This is a genomic window from Pedobacter africanus (assembly GCF_900176535.1).
Taxonomy (GTDB): Bacteria; Bacteroidota; Bacteroidia; order Sphingobacteriales; family Sphingobacteriaceae; genus Pedobacter; species Pedobacter africanus.
The window spans coordinates 2,358,907-2,380,627 of sequence record NZ_FWXT01000001.1 but is presented as its reverse complement, the minus strand read 5'-3'; the positions used below and the strand labels follow the sequence as shown (position 1 = coordinate 2,380,627).

Below are 21,721 nucleotides of genomic sequence, written 5' to 3'. Positions count from 1 at the left end.
TTATGACTATTTTAGATAAAATTGTACTGCGTAAAAAAGAGGAAGTGGCATTGGCCAAACAAGCTGTTTCTGTACAGCAACTGGAAGCCGGCCTGCACTTTAAACGCAATCCCTATATATTTAAAGACTTTTTGCTGGATGAGCAGCGTACAGGCATTATTGCGGAATTCAAAAGACGATCACCGTCAAAAGGGATCATCAACGACCAGGTAAAGGTAGCCGATGTAACACAGGCTTATGCCGCGGCGGGCGCATCGGCCCTGTCGGTACTTACCGATATAGATTTTTTTGGCGGGCATACCAATGACCTGCTGGAAGCCAGGGCGGCAAATGAAATCCCGGTGCTGAGAAAGGATTTTATGATCGATGAATATCAGGTTATAGAGGCCAAAGCTTTGGGTGCTGATATTATTTTACTGATTGCTGCAATTCTGACACCCGCAGAGATCAAAAACCTGTCTGCTGTAGCCAAAAACCTTGGCTTGAATGTATTGCTTGAAGTACACAACGAGCAGGAACTGGAACGTAGCATTTGTAAAGATTTGGATGCGATTGGTGTAAATAACCGTAACCTGGCTGATTTTACGGTAAATATCCAGACTTCTTTCGACCTGGTAAATCAAATACCCGAAGACTTTATGAAGATTTCGGAAAGTGCCATAAGTGCAGTGGAAACGATTAAGGAACTGAAAACCGCAGGCTTCAATGGCTTTCTGATAGGTGAAAACTTCATGAAAACAGCAAACCCGGGCCAGGCCATGCGGGATTTTGCCGGGCAATTGATCTCGGTATAACTTTTGTATCTTTGTACCTTACATGGGAAAACAGAAATTTTATGATACTGCGCTTAAGCAGGAGCGGGCGGTACTTGTAGGGGTCGTAAGGCCAGGAGAGAAACCAGAGGAAACCAGGGAATACCTGGATGAGCTGGCTTTTCTGGTAGATACTGCAGGTGGTTTGGTGGAGCATGAATTTACCCAGAAAATGCTGAAACCCGATCGTGCCACTTTTGTGGGTACAGGAAAGCTGGAAGAGATACAGGCTTATGTAAAATCTGAAGAGATAGATATGGTTGTTTTTGACGACGAACTATCGCCTTCGCAATTGAGAAATATTGAAAGGGAACTGCAGGTTAAAATACTGGACCGCAGTAACCTGATCCTGGATATTTTTGCGGGTAGGGCACAAACCGCCCAGGCCAAAACACAGGTTGAGCTGGCCCAGCTGCAATACCTGCTGCCCAGGTTAACCCGCTTATGGACCCACCTGGAGCGCCAGAAGGGAGGGATCGGGATGCGTGGCCCGGGGGAAACCCAGATTGAGAGCGATAGAAGGATGATCCTGGAAAAGATATCACTTCTAAAATCACGACTAAAGCAGATCGACCGTCAAAATGAAACACAACGTAAAAACCGCGGGCAGCTGATCCGTGTAGCGCTTGTGGGCTATACTAACGTAGGTAAATCTACCATCATGAACATGCTGTCCAAATCTGATGTGTTTGCAGAAAATAAGCTTTTTGCCACATTGGATACTACGGTACGTAAAGTGGTCATCGAAAATCTGCCTTTTTTGCTGTCGGATACCGTTGGGTTTATCCGTAAGCTGCCCCACCACCTTGTAGAATGTTTTAAATCTACCCTGGATGAGGTGCGCGAAGCTGATATCCTGATCCATGTGGTGGATGTTTCACATCCGAACTTTGAAGATCAGATCCATGTGGTTAATGAAACCCTGAAAGACCTTGGGGCAAGGGATAAAGAAACCATTATGGTGTTCAATAAAATTGATGCCTATGTGAGTCCGGAGCCCTACCATGAAGAAGAAGAAAGAGCAGTACTTACCTTGGAAGATTTTAAAAAGAGCTGGATGGGGTCAGAAAATGCACCTGCCATCTTTATTTCTGCACTTCATAAAGAGAATTTAGAAGAATTTAAGCAGTTGTTGTACGGTAAAGTGGTGGCATTGCACACCGCTCGCTATCCGTACGATAAGCTGTTGTATTAATTAATGCTGTTAAAGTAGAAAGAGAAAATTATGGAAAGTAAACGTCAACAGAAATTTGCCGGAATTATACAGAAAGAGTTAGCCGCTATTTTTCAGCGCGAAGGTGCAGCATATTTGCCGAATACCCTGGTAACCATTACCAAGGTGCGTGTTTCTCCGGATCTTGCGGTTGCAAAGGTTTACCTGAGCTTTTTAAATACAAACAATACCACCTTATCGGTTGCCGAGGTAAACTCACATGCCGGCGAGATCAGGTATAAGCTTGGTGCAAGAATACGCCACCAGGCCCGCGTAATCCCTACGCTTACCTTCTTTGTAGATGATACAAACGAATACGTGGAGCATATGGACAGGTTGTTTGACAAGATTTCGAAAGACCGTAAAGAAAACGACGGAAATTCGTAAATTAGTGTATGACAAAAATCCTGGGTTTCGCATTTTTTATGTTGTGTGCACTTGGTTTAAGTGCCCAACCTGTTGTAAAAGGCGGACTGGAAGCTTTTGTTGCGGCTAATAATGTTTACCCTCAATATTCTCTTCAAAACTGCATACAAGGCACAGTGACCATCAGCTTTAAGCTTGACAAAAACGGCTTTGTGTACTATTCAAAGATCAGATCGGGTATCGGGACCGATCTGGATGATGAAGCTTTAAGACTGATCAGGCTGAGCAGCGGTAAATGGATTGTACCCAAAAATCACGATACCACTGTATTTCTGATCGCGCCCATAAAGTTTACGCTGTCTGGCTACAACTGCGAGAATAAAAACCCGGAGGAGATCAAAAGGGCAATAACCCTTTACCGCTCTAACCAGGGCCTTGCGGGCACCATTCAGAATTTTTACAGGAACAAGGAAAAAGGCACCTATAAAAAAGCTGAGGAAGCCAGGATTATAGCTTTGCGTACAGAACTGGGTTATGACGATGAGTATTTTCAGGAACGCATCAAAGACGGGCTTAAAAAACTGAAACAGAAAGACAAACTGGGAGCCTGTGAGGACTTTCTGTTTGTAAAATATATGGGCTCCGATCTGGCAGATGAAATGCTGGACAAATACTGCCGGTAAGCAGCTGTCTAAGCATTGGTGATCATGCAGATGGCTGCAGGAAGGAGATTTGCCTTGATGCTGTTTACCTTGCCAATATATTCCCCATCTACCTGGAAATGGGCCTTATGCCTGGTTTTTATACTCAGGTCTTTGGTTTGAAAGGATTCAATATTTTTAGGGTTAAAGGGCAGGTTGGTAAACCTGAGTTTTAGGATTTCCATCACCGAATATTCTTTCACCAATATCACCTCAAAGAGATCGTCATCCAATTTCCCATCAGGATTGATCTTAACACCGGTGCCATACATGGTGGCATTGGCAATTACCACCATTGCTGCCTTTGCACGGATGGTTTTGTCTTTAATTTTAAACTCAACTTCCATTTTATAATGTTTCCAGAGTGCCTGCCATGCTGCTTTGGCATAGGCCAGCATCCCCCGCTGGGGCAGGGCATCAAACTTTTTAACCAGATGGGCATTGAAACCAATATCGGCCAGATGTATACACAATTCACCGTTTACGCTAATGGCGTGGATTTTTTTGATGCTACCGTTTACAGCAATGTCCAGGGCTTCGGGGATCGCAGTAGGAATGCCCAGCTCTTTGGCCATCCCATTGGCAGAACCTGCCGGGATGATACCAATGGGTGTATCTGTTTGCAGCACACATTCCGATACCAGCTTAAGTGTACCATCGCCGCCCACAGCAATCACCCTATCCGCGTTTGCAGTTTCAATTGCCTTTTTGATCTGCGCTATGGCACAGTTCTTTGGCAACTCATAAATCTCAAAATCTTCCTCGCGCTCTGCAAAATAGTCGCCAATCACTTCGGTGAAATTAATTTGGCCGCTTCCCGATCCGGGATTAACAATAAACAATAATTTTAAATTTGAAGTACGCTTGCCCATCAGTAAATATCTAATTGTACAAACAACCGATGTGATCGGCTGTTTTAATTAATAATGAATAAATCTGTTAGTGTTAAAGTATATCACGGCTATGGACATGAGCACAACCTGGTGGTGTATGGACATGTGTTCCGTTTCAAAGCAAAAACTAAGCAGGCGTACAGCAACAACCTTTTTGTGAACATCTTTCACCTGCTAAAACTATTCATTTTAAAACCCTACCCTCACGTTAAGGTGAGGCTGACCTTTCAGGGCCAGCAGATATATAACAAAACTGAGTATGATGGGTTTTTTAAATTTGAATGGGCAGCTCATAAAACAGTAAGTGCGGGGTGGCATGGCGTAAAAGTTGAGGCCCTGGATGGAAATGATGCAGTAATGGTGATAGGGCATGGGCAGATATTTGTGCCACACCTTACTCAATATGCTTTCATTTCAGATATTGATGATACGGTGATGATCTCTCATTCTGCTACCCTGGGCAGAAGACTGAGAGAACTTTTTATCAAGAATCCGAGGACCAGAAAAACATTCAGGGATACCCATACGCTTTACCATGCATTTGCCTCATCACATACCAACGCAAATCAGCCCAATCCTTTTTTTTATGTTTCCAGTAGCGAATGGAACCTTTACGACTACCTGGTGGAAACATTCAGGTTTAATAAAATGCCAGAGGGAGCCTTTCTGCTAAACCAGATCAAGCGCTGGAAAGACCTGCTCAGGACTGGCCGGACCGGGCATGAAGGGAAACTGATGCGCGTGATGCGTATTCTGGATGCCTTTCCAAATCAAAAGTTTGTTTTTATTGGCGATAACTCCCAGCAAGACCCGGTTATTTATACCACAATTGCCAAGAAGTACCCCCAAAATATTGCCGCCATATATATACGGAATATCAGAGCAGAAAAGGCCACTCAGGCACAGGCGCTTTTGGATGAAATATCAGGCTTGCACGGTATTAAAACCTGCCTGTTTACAACCAGTCGTGAAGCAATCACTTATTCCATCAAAACAAAGCTCATCAACGGCTAAAGCCTATATAAAATCAAGTGTGTTAAACTTCCTGCTCAGGATTTGCGCATTGCTTACATCCAGCCATTTATCCAGTATGGTGCCGTATACCTGACGGAAATCGACCTGGTATTTTAAATCCCCGGATTCCAGGTCACTGAGGTTTGGAGCTGCATTATAAATGCCTTGTTTTTTTAGCCGGCCACCAAAGATGAACATATTGTTTGCGGTTCCATGGTCTGTACCATTGCTGGCGTTCTGTTCTACCCGCCTACCAAATTCGGAGAAGGTAATGACCAGTGTATCTTCAAGCCTGTTGTTTTGCTTCAGCTCTTTTATAAAAGCGTTCATACCTTCGGCATATTGCTGCAGCAGGCGGCCCTGTTGCTGCTGCTGGTTTACATGAGTGTCAAAACCACTCATAGATACGTAGTAGACTTTTGTTTTTAAACCCGAACTGATGAATTTCGAAACCGTTTTAAGCTGGCTTGCAAAGCCGGTATTGGGGTAGCTGAATTTCGACTGGTATATTTTGGAAGTATTTTGAATGTAATTGGCAGAAGAAGAAGTTTCGATCATGGTTTTATATAGGTAACCAAGGTTTTCTTCATCCAGGTGGGCTTTATCGGCTCGGATCATTTCCTTAAAAAAGGGTTCATTTGTATTTTTAAATAATGTACCTGCATCCTTAAGTGCAATCCCTTTTTTTGTTCCGCCTTTTAGGGCCATAGATAAGCTGTCGTCTACTTCTATAGCTGTATAAGGGAATTTACAGGTTTCACAATTCGAATCCAGGTAGCGGCCAATCCAGCCTGTCGAAAGGAACTGGTTGGAATCACTTGCGCTTTGCCAGATGTCCATAGAACGGAAATGTGATCTGTCGGGATTGGGATAGCCCACATCGTTAATGATGGTCATCCAGCCCTGATCGTATAATTCTTTCAGGGCGTTGAGATTGGGGTTTAGGCCTTGGATATCTGTTAGCTTAATTACATCTTCAGGCTTTATGCCAATGCTTTTTCGTTTTTGATAATAGATGTCATTGCCATAAGGAACAATTGTATTCAAGCCGTCATTCCCTCCTGAAAGCTGGATAACCACCAGGTTTTTGTAAGCACTGAGCTCATCCAGGGCAAGGGCCTCAAAAGGCTTCAAAAATGCCGGTACCATAAGGGCTCCGGCAGCGGCAAATGCAGAATTTTTAAGAAAATCTCGTCTTTTCATGGTCTTCATCTCCTATGGTCAGCAAAGCTGGTATTCGGGCATGCTGGTAATTTCTATTGCTGTATTTTTTAAGCTCAGGTTGTTCTGGATCATACCTGTAACTTTGGCACTCACAGCGGGCTGTAGCAGGAAAGTGGCCAGTTCAACAGGGCTGATCTTTTTAGGCAGGCCTTCCAGGAACTTTGGCCAGTCGGCTTTAGCATCGATGGCAGATTTAATGGGCTTGATGTTACTTTTTTTACCTTGCGCTATTACGGCTTCATCTTCGGGGTCGGCCTTTCCGCTGAAATCAATCAGGCCATCATTCAGCACCAGTGATGGTATTTTCATCCTCAGCATCAATGATGAGCTGTCGATCCAGTTTTTACCCCCTGGCCAGCCCGCCACATTGGGTGGGTTGAACAGGTATTGCCCAAGGTTGCTCTGCAGTTGAATAAGCACCTGCGGCTTATTGTAGGTTACATGAAATTCCCTGCTAAGGCCCACAAGAAATTCTACCGGCGATTTTATTTTGGTGCCGATATTTTCTTTGTCATAAAACCATGCTGAACTAAACATTTTCCGCATCAGATCGCTGATGTTGTATTTCTGACGGTAGAAGTAATTGCTTAGCTCTTTAATATGCGCTTCATTTGGGGTTTCGTTTACAAAAAACTGGTAGAGCTTGGTACAGATGAATACCGATGTTGCCGGCTTGTCCAGGATCTGATCAATAATAGCCTCACCATCGAAATTGCCGGTGTTGCCAAAAAAAACCTTAATCTGATCGTCATGTAAGGCTTTTTTAAATTCAAATGCCCCTTCTTTATTGTAGGTCCAGCCAGTGAAGGCCCTTGCCGATTCTTTAACATCTTTTTCTGTGTAGTTGCCCCTGCCAATCGTGAACAATTCCATCAGCTCCCGGGCAAAATTTTCATTGGGCCGGCCTTTTCTGTTTTGCTGATTGTTCAGATATTGCAGCATTGCCGGAGATTTAGAGACTTCAACCAACAAAGTTTTAAAGCTGCCGAGTGCATATTTTCGTTGAATATTATTAAGTTGCTGGGCAAACATCGGGTTATTAGACCGGCAGGCAAAATGCCCATGCCAAAAGAGGGTCATTTTTTCCAGTAAAGGTTGCTCTGTACCAATCAGGCGCTGCATCCAGTCGAGGTTAAGCTTACGGCTCTGCTCGTTTTGTATGCGCGTAATCTCCTGTCGCTCGTTCTTTTCGGCTTCCGTCAACTCTTTTTTTGCCCCAAGTTCTGATTGCCGCTGCATTTGGCGCCTCACTTCATCCGGATCAACTGTAGCCAGGTCAGCACTTTCTTTCGGGATTTCAAGAAGTTCGTTTACCACTTTCTCTATACTTTTTCTGCTCAGTTTGTGCAGATCGGAATAGGCAATTCCAAAGCCGCCCCTGTTATAGAGGTGTTTAATATTGATGAAGTTATCTTTTCTGTCCACTATTATAAAACGATGCTAGGGAGATAATGTTTTAGTCCGTAATATTGTAAATGGTTTTTAAATTGGACGACACTGAGATCGTTTTCCCGGATCCAGCTCTTGCAGATCCGGATGGTTTACTGGCTATAGGAGGTGATCTGAGACCCGAAAGATTAATGCTCGCGTACAATAATGGAATTTTTCCCTGGTTTAGTGAGGGCGATCCCATTTGCTGGTATGCGCCCAGGGAACGTTGCGTAATTTTTCCGGATAGGGTTGTGGTCAGCAAAAGCATGAGCAGATTGTTAAAGAACAATACTTTCAGGGTTACCTATGATCAGGCTTTTGCGGCAGTGATCAGCAATTGTGCCCAGATTGGCCGTAAAGATCAGGATGGGACCTGGATTACGGGGGAAATGCAAAAAGCATATATAGAATTGCACAGGCGCGGTTATGCTCACAGTGTTGAAGTATGGCAGGAGGAAACACTGGTAGGTGGATTGTATGGTGTGCATATCAATCAGGTTTTTTGCGGAGAGAGTATGTTCAGCAAAGCCAGTAATGCTTCTAAATACGCCCTGATATCACTTTGCCGGCAAGAAAGGTTTAAGATGATAGATTGTCAGCTGCCCAATGATCACCTGATGAGCCTGGGCGCTGAAATGATTGGCAGTGCAAGTTATCTTAACTGGCTTAAGTCTAATTGAGCAATTCCTGAATATCTTCTTTACTGAGCGATTTGAAAAAGCTTTCTTCTGTTGTGATGAGTGAGCTGGCCAGTTTCTTTTTCCGGTTTTGAAGCGCCAGGATCTTTTCTTCTACGGTATCCTTCGCAATGAATTTATAAATGAAAACCTTTTTCTCCTGCCCGATCCGGTGCGTCCGGTCTATTGCCTGCTGTTCAACCGCAGGATTCCACCACGGATCGAGGATAAATACATAGTCGGCCTGGGTTAAATTTAAACCTACACCACCGGCTTTAATTGAAATAAGAAATACTTTTAGCTCCGTGTTTTTTTGAAACTCCGCCACAATTTCACCCCGGCTTTTTGTGGCGCCATCCAGGTAGGCAAAGGAAATGTTCTCCTTTTCCAGATAGTGCTTAAAGATGTTCAGGTGTTTTACAAACTGCGAAAATATGAGCACCTTATGCCCCCCTTTAAGTACATTGTCGAGGGTATGGATTACATTCTCAAATTTGCCCGAATCAGAAGTGTAGGTATCATCAATCATTACCGGATGATTTGCGAGCTGGCGCAATGCCGTAAGTCCCTGTAGCAGCTGTACCTGTTTCCTGGCATGAGTGCCATCTTCCATGCTGTTGAGCAGATCGTTTCTGTAGGCCGATTTCGTTTTTTCATAATAAGCGGCCTGATCTTCACTCATATCGCAGTAAAAGACCTGTTCAGTTTTGGAAGGCAGCTCTGCTGCTACCTGCTCCTTTGTTCTGCGCAGCACAAATGGTTTAATGATGGCCTGCAGTTTCCGGGCTTTTTCTTCATCTTTTCTCTTTTCAATAGCTTGTACATATTCCTCATTAAAAAAGGCCTGGGTGCCCAGAAGCCCCGGATTTAAGAAGGTAAGCTGGGTCCACAGGTCGCTAACAGAGTTTTCTACAGGCGTACCACTAAGGATTAACTTATGTCTCGATTTAAGCGTTTTTACTGCTTTGAAAGACTTGGATGAAGGGTTTTTGATGTTCTGACTTTCATCCAGAATGATATAGCTGAAGTAAAAATCTTTAAGTACATCAATATCTACACGGGTAATACCATATGTAGTAATGATGATGTCAAAATCCGCAAAACGGCCTATATCCTTGTTTCTTGATGATCCGGTATGTGCATGGATCTTTAATTTGGGTGTAAACTTTCTGGCTTCATTAAGCCAGTTGTAAATCAGTGAGGTTGGCATCACAATCAGTGAAGTGCTGTGCTTTGATTGCGCCTGGTCTTCCTCCTTAAGTTTCTGTAGCATGGCCAGTGTTTGGATGGTTTTACCCAAACCCATGTCATCTGCCAGACAGCCACCGAAATTATATTCTCTTAAAAAGCTGAACCAGTTGTACCCCGCTTTTTGATAACTGCGAAGATCGCCTTTAAAATTCACCGGCATCTGTGTATCAGCAATGTTTTCAAAGTCATTCAGCTTTTGTAATTTTCGGCTTAAGGTGATGTTGGCAATGCTGTCTTCCGCAAGTTCATTGATCAGGCCGATGTGGTGCTTTTTTAATTTAAGCTGTTTCCCACCGTCGGCCAGGCTAAATAAGCTGCTGTATTGTGTGAACCATTTATCCGGAATAATTGCAATAGAGCCGTCTGGCAGAAGGAATTCTCTTTTTTTATGGAGAATGTGTTGCTTCAGTGAAATAAAAGGGACCGGGTGACTGCCAAAGTAAACAATGGCATTAATGTCAAACCAATCATTGTCCTCTTTAATGTCAAAGCTGATCTTATTAACGGCAAACAGAAATTTTTTAGTGCCCCGGTGCTGCTCTATCTCGAATCCGTTTTCTGTTAGCATTTCCAGGTGTTCATTAACCCAGTTGATGACTGCATAAGACTGGTCTTCCTCGTCTATCTGCGGGACTTCAAGGTGGTAATAAAGCGCGCTTGTTTTCTTCAACCCCAAATTTAGCAGGAAATCGAATTTTTGTTTTTCCCAGTTTACGTCGCGTTTTATGCGGGTAAAAATATAATTGTCCTGTTCTTTATGCAGGTGAACGGTTATTTTCTTCTCGTTACCCATGGCAAAGGCATGCTCACCGTACTTAAAATACAACTGCAGCTGTGATATTCCTGCGTCTACGTAAATTACTTTGATAATTGGCGCAGGGCTGTGTTTTTCGGTCCTGATCTCAAAGCCTTCCGCATATACATGATATTTTTCGATTAGCGGGGCAACAAATTTACCGAAGTAAGCTTCTTCTGTAGATTTGGGAATGGTGATGTACCGTTTGTTCAAAAATGGTAGCAGTTTCTTACCTTCAATATCCTGCTCAAAAAAATAGAGCATATCATTCAGCAATAACCAGGAGGGCTGGTTGCTGATGACCTGGGCATCTTTGTACATGAAGTCAATCCGCAGGCCCTGGTATTTTATCGTCGGAAAATAACGGGTTTCCACTTCGTTCCTTCTGAAATGGAACAATACTGTTGCCGCTTCGCTGGCGATTTCAATTCTCCTTTCGGCAGGCCATCCGTCTTTGTCCATCAGGTATAGCGCACCTTCCCGTTTCAGCACCTCTAAAACTTCGGATAGTTTTTTCTCAATTTTAGGACGGACATTTTCATAGAATTTATCATTAAAAAATTTGCTGAAGAACTCTACGGGCCTGATCGCTTTTTTATGGAACTTCCTGATGATATAATCCTGCTCGGTCTCATCCAGTGTTTTGATCAGCTTAAGGTCTGTTTCTGTTAAATGTTTGCTGAATTCTTTGGCTGTATGCGAAAAAATACGCTGATAGGTCAATGAAAAATCACCCTGAGGATTTAGCTGAACAATATGCGGTTCAATTAAATAGCCCAAATACGCATGTTTACATAAAGAGTATACAATTTTGAAGGGTTTGGAGCTATCTACGCGTAACATTGGCAAGAGATTAAAACAATCAGAGGGTAAGCATTTAAAAATCTCTAAACTTACGTCAAATTGAGGTGTTTTCAAACAAAACCGGTCTGTTTTTTTAGCCTTTTTTGAGAACAGTAAAGAAAATGAGATATCACTTGCTGATTTGATTCAATTCCGTGTTAAATCCAATTTTTACAAGTCGAACTTAATGCCCTGAGCCAATGGCAGGGTGGTAGAATAGTTAATGGTGTTGGTTTGCCGGCGCATATAGGTTTTCCAGGCATCCGATCCGCTTTCTCTGCCGCCGCCTGTTTCTTTCTCTCCGCCAAAAGCACCGCCTATTTCGGCACCGGAAGTACCGATGTTTACGTTAGCAATACCGCAGTCTGAACCGCCAGCCGAAAGAAATTGCTCTGCCTCGCGCAGGTTTAAGGTCATGATGGCCGAGGACAATCCCTGCGGAACGCCATTTTGAAGGGCGATGGCTTGCTCGAGTGTTTTGTATTTTATGAGGTAAAGAATTGGTGCGAATGTTTCATGCTGCACAATTTTATAATCATTTTCAACCTCAGCAATGCAGGGCTTTACATAACAGCCACTAGCATACTCCTCACCGTTTAGCACTCCGCCTTCAACAAGAAACCTTCCTCCTTCGGCCTTACATTTTTCTATAGACCCCATATAACTGGCAACGGCATCGGTATCAATCAGCGGGCCCACATGGTTGTGCTGGTTGAGCGGGTTGCCAATGCGCAGTTGTCCGTAGGCTTTAACCAGTTTTGCCGTAAAGGCATCATAAACGCTTTCATGGATGATTAACCTGCGGGTAGAGGTACAACGTTGCCCTGCGGTACCCACGGCCCCGAAAACAGCGCCAATCAGGCTCATGTCCAGATCAGCATGTTCGGATATGATGATGGCATTATTGCCGCCAAGTTCCAGCAGGCTTTTTCCTAAACGAGAGGCAACAGCAGCAGCAACCGCTTTTCCCATTCGGGTAGAACCTGTGGCAGAAATGAGTGGAATACGCATATCATTGCTCAGCATTTCACCAATTTCTTTGCCGCCAATAATCAGGTTTGAAACGCCTTCCGGAATGTCATTTACCTTAAATACACCGGCAATGATATGCTGGCAGGCAATTGCAGTCAATGGCGTTTTTTCAGAAGGTTTCCAGATGCACACGTTACCGCATACAAGTGCTAACGCAGCATTCCAGCTCCAAACTGCAACAGGAAAATTGAAGGCAGAGATGACCCCTACAATTCCCAGCGGATGCCATTGTTCGTACATCCGATGGCTTGGGCGCTCGGAATGCATAGTTAAGCCATAAAGCTGTCGGGAAAGCCCTACTGCGAAATCGCAGATGTCTATCATTTCCTGCACCTCGCCAAAACCTTCCTGTAAACTTTTGCCCATTTCGTAGGATACCAGGGTACCCAGGGCCTCTTTATTTTTGCGCAAGGCATCGCCAAACTGGCGTACAAGTTCACCCCGCTTCGGTGCGGGCTGGCTGCGCCAGAATAAATAAGCTTCTTCTGCCTTTTTTACAACTGCCTCATAATCTGATTTCGTAGCTACCAGCACACTGGCTATCTTTTTCCCGTTAACCGGTGAAAAGCTGTCGATGCGGGCTGAATCTGCCAGACTGCCCCATTTATTGCCCGTGCTGTAGGCTGGATTTAGTTCTACGATGCCTAAATTCTTTAAAATGGTACCGATGTTGTGCTGCATGTTGTAAATAATTAGGTGTACAAATCAACGAAAAAATACATTGATTTTACCGAATTCCGGATAATCTTGCGTTCTTTTGTAAAATAATTCTGATCATAACCCCTCTCGCATAATTAATATAATCAGTTACTTAACAGGTGACTTGTGTGTATGTTGAAAATTATTTGGCTTATTCAAGGTATTATAATTGTAAACTTATATTGTATTTAACAAAAAAGGGAACTGTTCTTTAATTATTCAATTACATGGAAGAGGAATTTTACTTTGATTTTAGTGATGATGCCCAACGGTCTGTTGAGCGTTACGAAGAGATGATACGCAATCAGGATCAGTACTTTTTTGATGCTCAGGCCTTTGAGAATATTATTGATTATTATATCGAAAAAAGTGATCCTGTAAAGGCATTGCAGGTAATAGAATACGCGGTAAACCAACACCCTTACGCGGTGGTCTTTCTGGTTAAGCAGGCCCAGTTGTTCTTTATAACGGATCAGGCAGAAAGGGCATTTCTTTCGTTGCAGAAAGCCGAAATGCTGGAGGCTTCAGAAGCAGAGATCTATATTTTAAGGGGCAATATCTTTAATAGCCTTGAGCGTTATTCTGAAGCGCTGGATAATTTCCAGAAAGCCCTTGAATTTGCAGAAACCACCGATGAAATCCTGTTGCAGATTGCATATGTATATCAGAACATGCTGGATTACGAAAATGCCATTATATATATTAAGCAAAGCCTGGAACAGAATATGGAAAACAAAGACGGGCTTTATGAACTCGCATTTTGTTACGATATACTCGACAAGCAGGAAGAAAGCATCAAATTTTATCAGGAGTATATCGACAATGATCCCTATTCTTATGCGGCCTGGTACAATCTGGCGAACTCTTACCATAAACTGGATTTGTTTGAAAAGGCAATCGATGCCTACGATTACGCCATTCTCATAAAAGATAATTTTGCTTCTGCTTATTACAATAAAGGAAATGCCCTGGTTCAACTCGATCGCTATATGGAAGCCATAGAGGTTTATAAGCAGACTTTTGAATATGAACCGCCAAATGCAGATACATATTGTGCCATCGGCGAATGCTATGAGAAGCTGGAGCGTATGGACGAGGCGCGTTCTTACTATAAAAAATCGGTTAAGATGGACGCCAAGATGGCTGATGCCTGGTTTGGAATAGGGGTTACGCTTAATTTTGAAGAACGTTATTTTGAGTCACTGCATTTTTACAGAAAGGCACTTGAGCTGGATGGAGAGAACCCGGATTTCTGGTTTGCTATGGCAGATGCACATTATAAACTTGGGCAGATAGAACAATCTGTGGAAGCCTATTACAAGGTTTTGGAGTATAACCCTGTAGATGTTGAAGCCTGGTTGGATTTTTCAACCGTGCTGTACGAGCAAGGTAAGCTGCTGGAGGCTTCAGAGACGATTGCAGACGCGATAAAGAACAATCCGGATGCGGCTGAATTATATTACCGTATGGTAGCTTATTTATTTGCTTTGGGCAATAAGAGCGAAGCGCTTTTGTACCTGGAAACAGCCCTGGTCACCGACCCCGAAAAGCATTATATTTTATTTGAGTACCTGCCGCAATTGCAGGACAACAGTGCAATTGTTGATGTAATCAGCCGGTATATAAAATAGTATTCTGCCTTTTATTGGATAGTATTGATAAAAACTGTCTAATTTTTTTCACCTTTGTGACCTATATGAATTACCCACTGAATAATATACCGGAGCGTCCTGTAAAACCACGTAATAAAGGAATTACAATGGTTATGGATAAAGGATTAAGCTTAAGGCAGACAGAAGATTTTATAGAAGTAGCAGGAATACACACCGATATCGTGAAACTAGGCTGGGCTACTTCATTTGTTACCCCAAACCTAAAAGAAAAGCTCCGGATTTATAAAGATGCCGGAATTCCAACCTATTTTGGCGGTACGCTTTTCGAAGCCTTTGTGATCAGAAATCAATTCGATGATTACCGGAGGGTGCTTGATCAGTTCGGGATGGAATATGCAGAAGTTTCTGATGGGTCCATCACCATAGAGCATGATCAAAAGTGTGGGTTCATTTCAAAACTGGCAGGACAGGTAACGGTAATTTCAGAAGTAGGATCCAAAGATGCGACGAAGATATTTGCCCCTTATAAGTGGATCAAATTGATGAACGCGGAAATTGAGGCCGGTTCCTGGAAAGTTATAGCAGAAGCCAGAGAAGGGGGGAATGTCGGCATTTATCGTGGTTCCGGCGAAGTTAGGGAAGGTCTGGTAGATGAGATCCTTACGCAAATACCAGAAGAGACTATCATCTGGGAGGCCCCTCAGAAAGAACAGCAGGTTTGGTTCATCAAATTGCTGGGTGCCAATGTAAACATCGGGAATATTGCACCCGCAGAGGTAATCCCGCTGGAAACCATCCGCCTGGGCTTAAGAGGCGATACTTTCGATCATTTTTTAAACCTTGAAAAATAGGCTTATAAGTGCATTCCTAAATAGATAATGAGAAAATTTGGTTTAATAGGTTATCCTTTATCACATTCTTTTTCAAAGAAGTTTTTTACCGAAAAGTTTAAAGAAGAGCGGATCACCACCTGTGAATATGAACTGTATCCAATAGAAAAGGTTGAGCAGTTTGTGCAGCTATGTTCTGATAATCCGGAACTCTGCGGCATTAATGTAACCATCCCCTACAAAGTACAGATACTGCCCTTCCTGGATGAGATGGATGAAGCCTCAACAGAAATAGGCGCGGTTAACTGCATTCTAATTGGCCGAAAACTGGGAGAACAATGTATAAAAGGCTACAATACCGATGCCTATGGTTTTGAAGAATCCTTAAAACCCCTGCTCGAAGCACATCACCGTAAAGCATTGGTTTTTGGCGATGGTGGTGCTGCAAAAGCCATCAAATATGTGCTGAACAAACTAAACATACCCTTTCTGGTGGTTACCAGAAAACCTTCGGAAAACAGCATCTTGTATGATGCGGTAAACGAGGGGCTGCTTAAGGAATATACCATACTGATCAATACCACCCCTTTGGGCATGTCGCCCAATAATGATTCCTGTCCGGATATCCCTTATCACTTATTAAGCGATAAGCATATTGGTTATGACCTGGTTTATAATCCTGAGGAAACACTTTTTCTGGAACAGGTGAAAGCTAAAGGAGGGAAAACAAAAAATGGCCTCGAAATGTTGCACTTGCAGGCCATACGTTCATGGGAAATCTGGAATTCATAACATGAGCAGATACAGTTGTCTTTTTTTATTGAGCAGTTTACTCGCATTCTCTGCCTGTAACAACAATAATTACACCCCGAAGCCAAGGGGCTATTACAGGATTGATTTTCCTGCCAAAGCATACCAACTGTACAACAAGGCCTGCCCTTTCTCCTTTGAATACCCAAGATATGCAGTTTTACAGGCCGATAGTAGTGCCGATACCCAGCCTTGCTGGTATAATCTTTCCTTTCCGCAGTTTAACGGGCGTCTGCATCTTACTTATTATGATGTATCTTCCCGAAAAGAATATGAAAACCTGGTAGAAGATGCCAGGACCTTTGCATTTAAACATACCGTGAAAGCAAATGCAATTGATCAGAAAATCATCAACTACCCTGATAAAAAGGTATATGGCGTTTATTATGCCATAGAGGGCAATACCGCCTCTTCTGTTCAGTTCTTCCTTACAGACAGTACAAAACATTATTTCAGAGGGGCATTGTATTTTAACGAAAGGCCTCAGTACGATTCCATTCAACCAGTTGTGGCTTTTATCAAAAAAGACATCGATCAGATGATCAGTACATTTAAGTGGAAAAATTAGATTAATAACATCCTATGATTAGTATTCAACAGTTCACATTTAACCCGGTTAGAGAAAATACATACATTCTGTTTGATGAGACAAAAGAATGTGTAATTATTGACCCCGGAATGTATGATGGTGAGGAGCAGACGGCGTTTGCCAATTTTATTAAGGAGAAAGGCTTAAAGCCTGTACTTTTGCTGAATACCCATTGCCATTACGACCACGTATTTGGCAATAAGTTTGTATATGATACCTGGGGCCTTAAGCCGCAGTTCCATAAGGGGGAACTGTATGTGTTACAGGCCATACCTGGCTACGTTCCGCAGATGGGCCTGCGCTACGAAATGTCTCCAGAACCTGAAGTATTTCTGCCCGAATCGGGTAAGATCAGTTTTGGCAACAGCCAGCTCGAAATCATTTTTGCGCCCGGACATTCACCTGCACATTTATGTTTTTATGCTGCTGCAGATAATTTCCTGATAGGGGGCGATGTTTTGTTCTATTACAGTATAGGCCGTACAGATCTTCCTGGGGGTAATCATTTGCAATTAATCAACAGTATCAAGAATAACTTGTTTATATTGCCGGATGATTGTGTGGTTTATCCCGGTCATGGCCAGTCTACAAGTATAGGTTTCGAGAAAGCGCACAATCCTTATTTAGGATAAGTAATATCGTTTTATATTGAATACACCGTTTTACATAGCCCGTCGGTATCTTTTTGCAAAGAAATCTACCAATGCCATTAACATCATCTCTACCATTTCTGTAGCAGGTGTTTTCGTAGGTAGTGCTGCGCTGATTATCATTTTGTCTGTATTTAACGGCTTTGAAGAGGTGGTGCTGAAAATGTTCAATACCATTACCCCGCAAATTGTCATATCTCCGGTTGAGGGAAAGACATTTGATCCCAATACCCCATACTTTAACAAGTTAAGAAAAGAAAAAGGGGTATATTCTTTTACCGAGGTGCTGGCTGAAAATGCGCTGCTGCGGTACAATGACAAACAGTCGGTAGGACTGGTAAAGGGGGTCAGCACTGATTATTTAAAGAACAAAAGCCTGGACAGTATCACTATCGATGGTAATTTTACCCTCGAAAACAAGAGCCTCAATTATGCCGTTATTGGTTCGGCAATTCAGACTTTTCTGATGGTAAATACAACGGATCCTTTTAATCCACTCCAGGTTTTTTCCCCTAAAAAGAAAGCCAGCAGTGCAAGCTCAGTTAACCCCGCAGAAGACTTTACCATACTTTCCATCCCTGTTTCGGGAGTTTTTGAAGTTCAGCAGGATTTTGATAATGTAGCCATTGTACCTTTAAGGTTTGCAAGGAAACTGCTGGAAGAACCGGTCAGGATTTCATCCATTGAAATTAACCTGGAACGTGGGGTTGATGCAGATCAGTTCAAGGCAAATATAGAGGAGCGTATTGGGCAAAATTTTGAAATTAAAGACAGAATACAGCAGAATAAAGTATTGTATAATATCTTAGGCAGTGAAAAATGGGCGGTGTACATCATCCTGACCTTTATACTGATCATTGCCATATTTAACATCATTGGTTCTTTAACCATGCTGGTAATTGATAAACTAAAAGATATTGCGATCCTCAGTAGCCTGGGGGCCGGTAAAAAGCTGATTAAACGAATATTTTTGCTGGAAGGCATGATGATCACCATGGCTGGCTGTGTATTTGGCCTTATTGTGGGGCTGGGCTTTTGCCTCCTGCAGCAAAGGTTCGGACTGGTAAAAATGACGCAGGACAATCTGGTCATTACCAATGCCTATCCGGTAGCGTTAAAATGGAAGGATTTTTTGCTGGTATTTTTAACAGTGAGTGTTTTTTCGTTTATGGCATCAGCTTTGTCAGCTAATTTGAGCGTAAAGAAGATAAATCATTTAAATCAAGATCTCTAAATCATGAATATATTTAAAAGCCTGCTATTTTTAACAATAGCCCTTGCTGTTACTGCAATGGCATGTAATCCCCGACCTGCAGAAACAAAAAAGGGCAATACCCGTGTTATAAAAGGTTTATACAGTTTTGGTCCTGAATTGAAGTCTTTTACCGATTGTGAGGAAGGTACCGAGTATTGGGTGGCCGATAGCGCAAAGACGTTGGAACTGGCTTACAGCAATTTTAATTTTGAAAAACCCTATGAGCCTGTTTATATTGAAGCAGAGGCACATGCCATTAAGTCGGATAGTTTAAGTATGTCCGCCGATTTTGATTCGACGATGGTAGTAACTAAATTACTAAAGATCACCAAAGAAATTCCTGACGGCCCCTGCAATTAAAGAACCGGGCTTGTCAGGTAAATATCCTGCTCAGCCACAGGGATCAGGCCTTTTTTTCTGGCCATTTCAAACAGCACATCTATCGCTTTTCTTCCTTCCATTCCCAGTTCAATGCTGTATTTGTTTACATAAAGTTCGATGTGCCTGTACATTACCTCTTCACTCATTTCCTGGGCATGCTGCCGGATAAACTCAATGCCCGATTTGGGATTGGCGAAGGCGAATTCAACAGACTTTCTGACTAACCTGTTTACTTTTTCTTTTGTCTCCTGGTCTAGCCTGCGGTTAACTACGATCCCGCCAAGGGGAATGGCACAGCCGGTTTTTTCTTCCCAGTAATTCCCCAGATCTATCACTTTATGCAGGCCTTTATCAGCATAGGTGAACCTGTTCTCGTGAATGATTAAGCCCAGATCAATCGTGTCTTCCAATAAAGCACTTTCTATTTCTGAGAAAACCATTTCCTGTTTGTTTGTCAAATGGGGGAAAGCAATACCCAACAGGAAATTTGCGGTGGTATACCGGCCGGGGATGCCAACCTTTAGAACGGGGCTTAAATGATCTTTATTGGCAGCAAGACTTTCGTTGTGGCAAATCAGCAAAGGGCCTACACCAAATCCCAGCGCGCTTCCTGAATCAAGCAGTGCATATTGCCCATGTACATAGGCAAAAGCATGGAAGCTTAGTTTTGTAATGTCCAGCTCCCCGCGAAACGCTTTTTGGTTCAAAGTTTCCACATCGTCAAAAAAGACTTCAAATTCTAAACCTTCCGTGTCGATCTTATGGTGGATCAGCGCATCAAAAATAAAGGTGTCGTTTGGGCAGGGTGAAAAACCAAGGCTAAGTTTCATGCTGTAAATGTAAGGACTCGCTAAAAACTGTTGGTTATGTATTTGTCAAAAATCCAATAGCCCATTCATTCAGGTTTTTAATGGCCAGGCCAATCTGCCAGTTCTCTCTATTTCGGGGTTCTATATAATTGGAAATGGCCCTGATCTGCAGGCAGGGCAAAGCGGCCTCATGACAGCAATAAAGTACAGCGGCACCTTCCATGCTTTCTGTTACAGGGTTACATTGTGCTATAATCCGTTCAATACTTGCAGCATCACCATGTACACGGTTTACGGTAATGCCCTTTACTTTCTGGAGTTTGTTCACATCCTCATGAAGCAGGTTGTTGACCGCCGTATATCCCGCCCTGCCAAAGCCCAGCTCATCAATACTCAGAAATTCAGCCCTGTTCTCTGCCCCGAGCTCAGCAAATTCGTCGCTGCTGATGTTCAGCACTGTCCCCAGCGGAATGCTGCGGTCAAAAGAGCCTGCGATTCCGAGGTTCAGCACAAGCTTATAGTTGCTGGAAAGATGTTTGCCCAGGGCATATGCGGTGGCGGTCATGCCAACGCCTGTAACCAGCAAATCAAAGTGCTCAGTTTTGACAAAATCCTTTTCAGGCACTTGAAAGTGAGCGGCCAGCGGTGCTATTTCCGGCCAGGTGGCGGCAACCAAAAGAATCTTCATACCAGCTAAGTTAGAGATTTAACCTTTCTACTTTAACCTTTCTGCGTATATTTGTCAATAATATAACAGAGCATGATTTATATAACCAGAAAAGCATCATTTAACGCTGCACATAAATTATCGAGGCCCGACTGGACCGAAGCACAAAATACAGAAGTTTATGGCAAATGTGCTAACCCCAACTGGCATGGCCACAACTACCAGTTGTATGTAACCGTTAAGGGCGAGATCAATCCCGAAACTGGCTTCCTGGTAGATCTTAAATGGCTTAAAGACATTACCAATACTTATGTGGTTGATAAAATTGACCATAAGAACCTGAACCTTGATGTCGATTTTATGAAGGGCAAACTGGCCTCTACAGAGAACCTGGCTGTAGCCATCTGGGACGAATTGGTAAACCTGATCGCAGAATCCGGTGCACAACTGCACAGCATAAAAATTTACGAGACCGAAAATAACTTTGTTGAATATTTTGGTCATTAATTGTACATATGGATAATCACACAAATCATTTAGATGATGAAGATAACGGGTACATTAAAATAGACCGTTATAACGAAGGTAAAATAGCTGCTGTTGCAGATCATTATAAGGACATCCTTGGTCAGCTTGGAGAAAACCCGGAACGTGAAGGCCTGATAAAAACACCTGAACGCGTGGCTAAAGCCTTACAGTACCTTACGCATGGATACGATGTAGATCCTGCCGGGATATTGCGCTCAGCGATGTTTAAAGAGGATTACAGCCAGATGGTAGTCGTAAAAGACATAGAGGTTTTTTCTATGTGTGAACACCACATGCTGCCTTTTTTTGGCAAGGCTCATGTGGCTTATATTCCTAACGGGCATATCGTTGGCTTAAGCAAAATCCCAAGGATAGTAGATGCCTTTGCACGAAGGCTGCAGGTACAGGAGCGTTTAACCAATGAAATCCGCGATTGTATCCAGGATACATTAATGCCGGCGGGTGTGGCAGTGGTAATTGAATGCAAACACCTGTGCATGGCCATGAGAGGCATACAGAAGCAAAATTCTGTAACCACGACTTCCGCATTTACCGGTGAATTTGCAAAGGATAAAACCAGGGCCGAGTTTTTGAGGCTCATTACAGCAAACCTGCATTAATAGCATAAAATAGCATT

At 43.0% G+C, this 21,721-nt stretch carries 22 protein-coding genes; 15 read left to right on the top strand and 7 right to left on the bottom strand.

The annotated features are described in order from the left end of the window. The first annotated feature begins 2 nt into the window (after positions 1-2). The 4 genes from trpC to B9A91_RS09765 are packed head-to-tail and all read left to right on the top strand — an operon-like array spanning position 3 to position 3,074. Positions 3-794, top strand: coding sequence for an indole-3-glycerol phosphate synthase TrpC (gene trpC, locus B9A91_RS09780; RefSeq protein WP_084238152.1), 792 nt, complete (start codon positions 3-5; stop codon positions 792-794). A gap of 22 nt (positions 795-816) precedes the next feature. Continuing rightward, positions 817-2,007 (top strand): GTPase HflX, encoded by a 1,191-nt coding sequence (gene hflX, locus B9A91_RS09775; protein ID WP_084238151.1) that lies wholly within the window; start codon positions 817-819, stop codon positions 2,005-2,007. A gap of 30 nt (positions 2,008-2,037) precedes the next feature. Next, positions 2,038-2,412, top strand: coding sequence for a 30S ribosome-binding factor RbfA (gene rbfA, locus B9A91_RS09770; RefSeq protein WP_084238150.1), 375 nt, complete (start codon positions 2,038-2,040; stop codon positions 2,410-2,412). An 8-nt stretch (positions 2,413-2,420) separates the two neighbouring features. Next, a complete protein-coding gene (locus B9A91_RS09765; protein ID WP_084238149.1) occupies positions 2,421-3,074 on the top strand; it encodes a TonB family protein in 654 nt (217 codons plus the stop codon). Between the two features lie 8 nt (positions 3,075-3,082). On the opposite strand, the gene B9A91_RS09760 is transcribed toward B9A91_RS09765, so the two are convergent. After that, a complete protein-coding gene (locus tag B9A91_RS09760; protein WP_084238148.1) occupies positions 3,083-3,964 on the bottom strand; it encodes a diacylglycerol/lipid kinase family protein in 882 nt (293 codons plus the stop codon). A gap of 54 nt (positions 3,965-4,018) precedes the next feature. Between B9A91_RS09760 and B9A91_RS09755 the strand changes: the two genes are divergently transcribed. Next, complete coding sequence (locus B9A91_RS09755; protein WP_084238147.1) at positions 4,019-4,999, top strand: App1 family protein; 981 nt, start codon at positions 4,019-4,021, stop codon at positions 4,997-4,999. A 3-nt stretch (positions 5,000-5,002) separates the two neighbouring features. On the opposite strand, the gene B9A91_RS09750 is transcribed toward B9A91_RS09755, so the two are convergent. After that, complete coding sequence (locus B9A91_RS09750) at positions 5,003-6,202, bottom strand: DUF1501 domain-containing protein (protein ID WP_084238146.1); 1,200 nt, start codon at positions 6,200-6,202, stop codon at positions 5,003-5,005. 18 nt (positions 6,203-6,220) lie between these two features. Next, positions 6,221-7,648: a DUF1800 domain-containing protein gene (locus tag B9A91_RS09745; protein WP_235012515.1), complete on the bottom strand. Its 1,428-nt coding sequence runs from the start codon at positions 7,646-7,648 to the stop codon at positions 6,221-6,223. A 50-nt stretch (positions 7,649-7,698) separates the two neighbouring features. Between B9A91_RS09745 and aat the strand changes: the two genes are divergently transcribed. Then, positions 7,699-8,334: a leucyl/phenylalanyl-tRNA--protein transferase gene (aat, locus tag B9A91_RS09740; protein ID WP_084238144.1), complete on the top strand. Its 636-nt coding sequence runs from the start codon at positions 7,699-7,701 to the stop codon at positions 8,332-8,334. Here aat and B9A91_RS09735 read toward each other — a convergent pair. Both B9A91_RS09735 and amaB read right to left on the bottom strand, forming a co-directional pair. Next, the gene (locus B9A91_RS09735; protein WP_084238143.1) at positions 8,327-11,221 is read right to left on the bottom strand and encodes a DEAD/DEAH box helicase; all 2,895 of its coding nucleotides are present in this window, start codon (positions 11,219-11,221) and stop codon (positions 8,327-8,329) included. The genes aat and B9A91_RS09735 overlap by 8 nt on opposite strands. A 171-nt stretch (positions 11,222-11,392) precedes the next feature. Continuing rightward, entirely contained in the window at positions 11,393-12,934 is a 1,542-nt protein-coding gene (amaB, locus tag B9A91_RS09730) for an L-piperidine-6-carboxylate dehydrogenase (protein ID WP_084238142.1), read from the bottom strand. 245 nt (positions 12,935-13,179) lie between these two features. Here amaB and B9A91_RS09725 point away from each other — a divergent pair, with 245 nt between their 5' ends. From B9A91_RS09725 to B9A91_RS09695, 7 genes are all read left to right on the top strand, one after another. Then, on the top strand, positions 13,180-14,583 hold the full coding sequence (locus tag B9A91_RS09725; protein WP_084238141.1) for a tetratricopeptide repeat protein: 1,404 nt from the start codon (positions 13,180-13,182) through the stop codon (positions 14,581-14,583). 65 nt (positions 14,584-14,648) lie between these two features. Continuing rightward, entirely contained in the window at positions 14,649-15,416 is a 768-nt protein-coding gene (locus tag B9A91_RS09720) for a phosphosulfolactate synthase (RefSeq protein ID WP_084238140.1), read from the top strand. Between the two features lie 27 nt (positions 15,417-15,443). Next, positions 15,444-16,187, top strand: coding sequence for a shikimate dehydrogenase family protein (locus tag B9A91_RS09715; RefSeq protein WP_084238139.1), 744 nt, complete (start codon positions 15,444-15,446; stop codon positions 16,185-16,187). Between the two features lies 1 nt (position 16,188). Continuing rightward, entirely contained in the window at positions 16,189-16,773 is a 585-nt protein-coding gene (gene gldD, locus B9A91_RS09710) for a gliding motility lipoprotein GldD (RefSeq protein ID WP_084238138.1), read from the top strand. A gap of 14 nt (positions 16,774-16,787) precedes the next feature. Then, entirely contained in the window at positions 16,788-17,426 is a 639-nt protein-coding gene (locus B9A91_RS09705) for an MBL fold metallo-hydrolase (protein ID WP_084238137.1), read from the top strand. Positions 17,427-17,442: 16 nt separating this feature from the next. Beyond that, positions 17,443-18,678 (top strand): FtsX-like permease family protein, encoded by a 1,236-nt coding sequence (locus tag B9A91_RS09700; protein ID WP_084238136.1) that lies wholly within the window; start codon positions 17,443-17,445, stop codon positions 18,676-18,678. A 3-nt stretch (positions 18,679-18,681) separates the two neighbouring features. Beyond that, positions 18,682-19,059: a hypothetical protein gene (locus B9A91_RS09695; RefSeq protein WP_084238135.1), complete on the top strand. Its 378-nt coding sequence runs from the start codon at positions 18,682-18,684 to the stop codon at positions 19,057-19,059. On the opposite strand, the gene B9A91_RS09690 is transcribed toward B9A91_RS09695, so the two are convergent. Both B9A91_RS09690 and mqnB read right to left on the bottom strand, forming a co-directional pair. Next, positions 19,056-19,910: a menaquinone biosynthesis family protein gene (locus tag B9A91_RS09690; protein ID WP_084238134.1), complete on the bottom strand. Its 855-nt coding sequence runs from the start codon at positions 19,908-19,910 to the stop codon at positions 19,056-19,058. The genes B9A91_RS09695 and B9A91_RS09690 overlap by 4 nt on opposite strands. Positions 19,911-19,944: 34 nt before the next feature. After that, positions 19,945-20,577 (bottom strand): futalosine hydrolase, encoded by a 633-nt coding sequence (gene mqnB, locus B9A91_RS09685; protein ID WP_084238133.1) that lies wholly within the window; start codon positions 20,575-20,577, stop codon positions 19,945-19,947. A 72-nt stretch (positions 20,578-20,649) separates the two neighbouring features. Here mqnB and B9A91_RS09680 point away from each other — a divergent pair, with 72 nt between their 5' ends. Both B9A91_RS09680 and folE read left to right on the top strand, forming a co-directional pair. Further along, a complete protein-coding gene (locus B9A91_RS09680; RefSeq protein WP_084238132.1) occupies positions 20,650-21,063 on the top strand; it encodes a 6-pyruvoyl trahydropterin synthase family protein in 414 nt (137 codons plus the stop codon). Between the two features lie 8 nt (positions 21,064-21,071). Next, positions 21,072-21,704: a GTP cyclohydrolase I FolE gene (folE, locus tag B9A91_RS09675; protein ID WP_084238131.1), complete on the top strand. Its 633-nt coding sequence runs from the start codon at positions 21,072-21,074 to the stop codon at positions 21,702-21,704. The last annotated feature ends 17 nt before the right edge of the window (positions 21,705-21,721 follow it).

Excerpts from the sequence above, each read along its gene's own strand:
- rbfA (WP_084238150.1), top strand. The coding sequence starts at position 2,038 with ATGGAAAGTAAACGTCAACAGAAATTTGCCGGAATTATACAGAAAGAG.
- B9A91_RS09695 (WP_084238135.1), top strand. The coding sequence starts at position 18,682 with ATGAATATATTTAAAAGCCTGCTATTTTTAACAATAGCCCTTGCTGTT.
- aat (WP_084238144.1), top strand. The coding sequence starts at position 7,699 with ATGGTTTTTAAATTGGACGACACTGAGATCGTTTTCCCGGATCCAGCT.
- mqnB (WP_084238133.1), bottom strand. The coding sequence starts at position 20,577 with ATGAAGATTCTTTTGGTTGCCGCCACCTGGCCGGAAATAGCACCGCTG.
- amaB (WP_084238142.1), bottom strand. The coding sequence starts at position 12,934 with ATGCAGCACAACATCGGTACCATTTTAAAGAATTTAGGCATCGTAGAA.
- B9A91_RS09715 (WP_084238139.1), top strand. The coding sequence starts at position 15,444 with ATGAGAAAATTTGGTTTAATAGGTTATCCTTTATCACATTCTTTTTCA.
- B9A91_RS09750 (WP_084238146.1), bottom strand. The coding sequence starts at position 6,202 with ATGAAAAGACGAGATTTTCTTAAAAATTCTGCATTTGCCGCTGCCGGA.
- gldD (WP_084238138.1), top strand. The coding sequence starts at position 16,189 with ATGAGCAGATACAGTTGTCTTTTTTTATTGAGCAGTTTACTCGCATTC.
- B9A91_RS09755 (WP_084238147.1), top strand. The coding sequence starts at position 4,019 with ATGAATAAATCTGTTAGTGTTAAAGTATATCACGGCTATGGACATGAG.
- B9A91_RS09725 (WP_084238141.1), top strand. The coding sequence starts at position 13,180 with ATGGAAGAGGAATTTTACTTTGATTTTAGTGATGATGCCCAACGGTCT.
- B9A91_RS09735 (WP_084238143.1), bottom strand. The coding sequence starts at position 11,221 with ATGTTACGCGTAGATAGCTCCAAACCCTTCAAAATTGTATACTCTTTA.
- B9A91_RS09690 (WP_084238134.1), bottom strand. The coding sequence starts at position 19,910 with ATGAAACTTAGCCTTGGTTTTTCACCCTGCCCAAACGACACCTTTATT.
- trpC (WP_084238152.1), top strand. The coding sequence starts at position 3 with ATGACTATTTTAGATAAAATTGTACTGCGTAAAAAAGAGGAAGTGGCA.
- B9A91_RS09760 (WP_084238148.1), bottom strand. The coding sequence starts at position 3,964 with ATGGGCAAGCGTACTTCAAATTTAAAATTATTGTTTATTGTTAATCCC.
- B9A91_RS09680 (WP_084238132.1), top strand. The coding sequence starts at position 20,650 with ATGATTTATATAACCAGAAAAGCATCATTTAACGCTGCACATAAATTA.
- B9A91_RS09705 (WP_084238137.1), top strand. The coding sequence starts at position 16,788 with ATGATTAGTATTCAACAGTTCACATTTAACCCGGTTAGAGAAAATACA.
- hflX (WP_084238151.1), top strand. The coding sequence starts at position 817 with ATGGGAAAACAGAAATTTTATGATACTGCGCTTAAGCAGGAGCGGGCG.
- B9A91_RS09765 (WP_084238149.1), top strand. The coding sequence starts at position 2,421 with ATGACAAAAATCCTGGGTTTCGCATTTTTTATGTTGTGTGCACTTGGT.
- folE (WP_084238131.1), top strand. The coding sequence starts at position 21,072 with ATGGATAATCACACAAATCATTTAGATGATGAAGATAACGGGTACATT.
- B9A91_RS09720 (WP_084238140.1), top strand. The coding sequence starts at position 14,649 with ATGAATTACCCACTGAATAATATACCGGAGCGTCCTGTAAAACCACGT.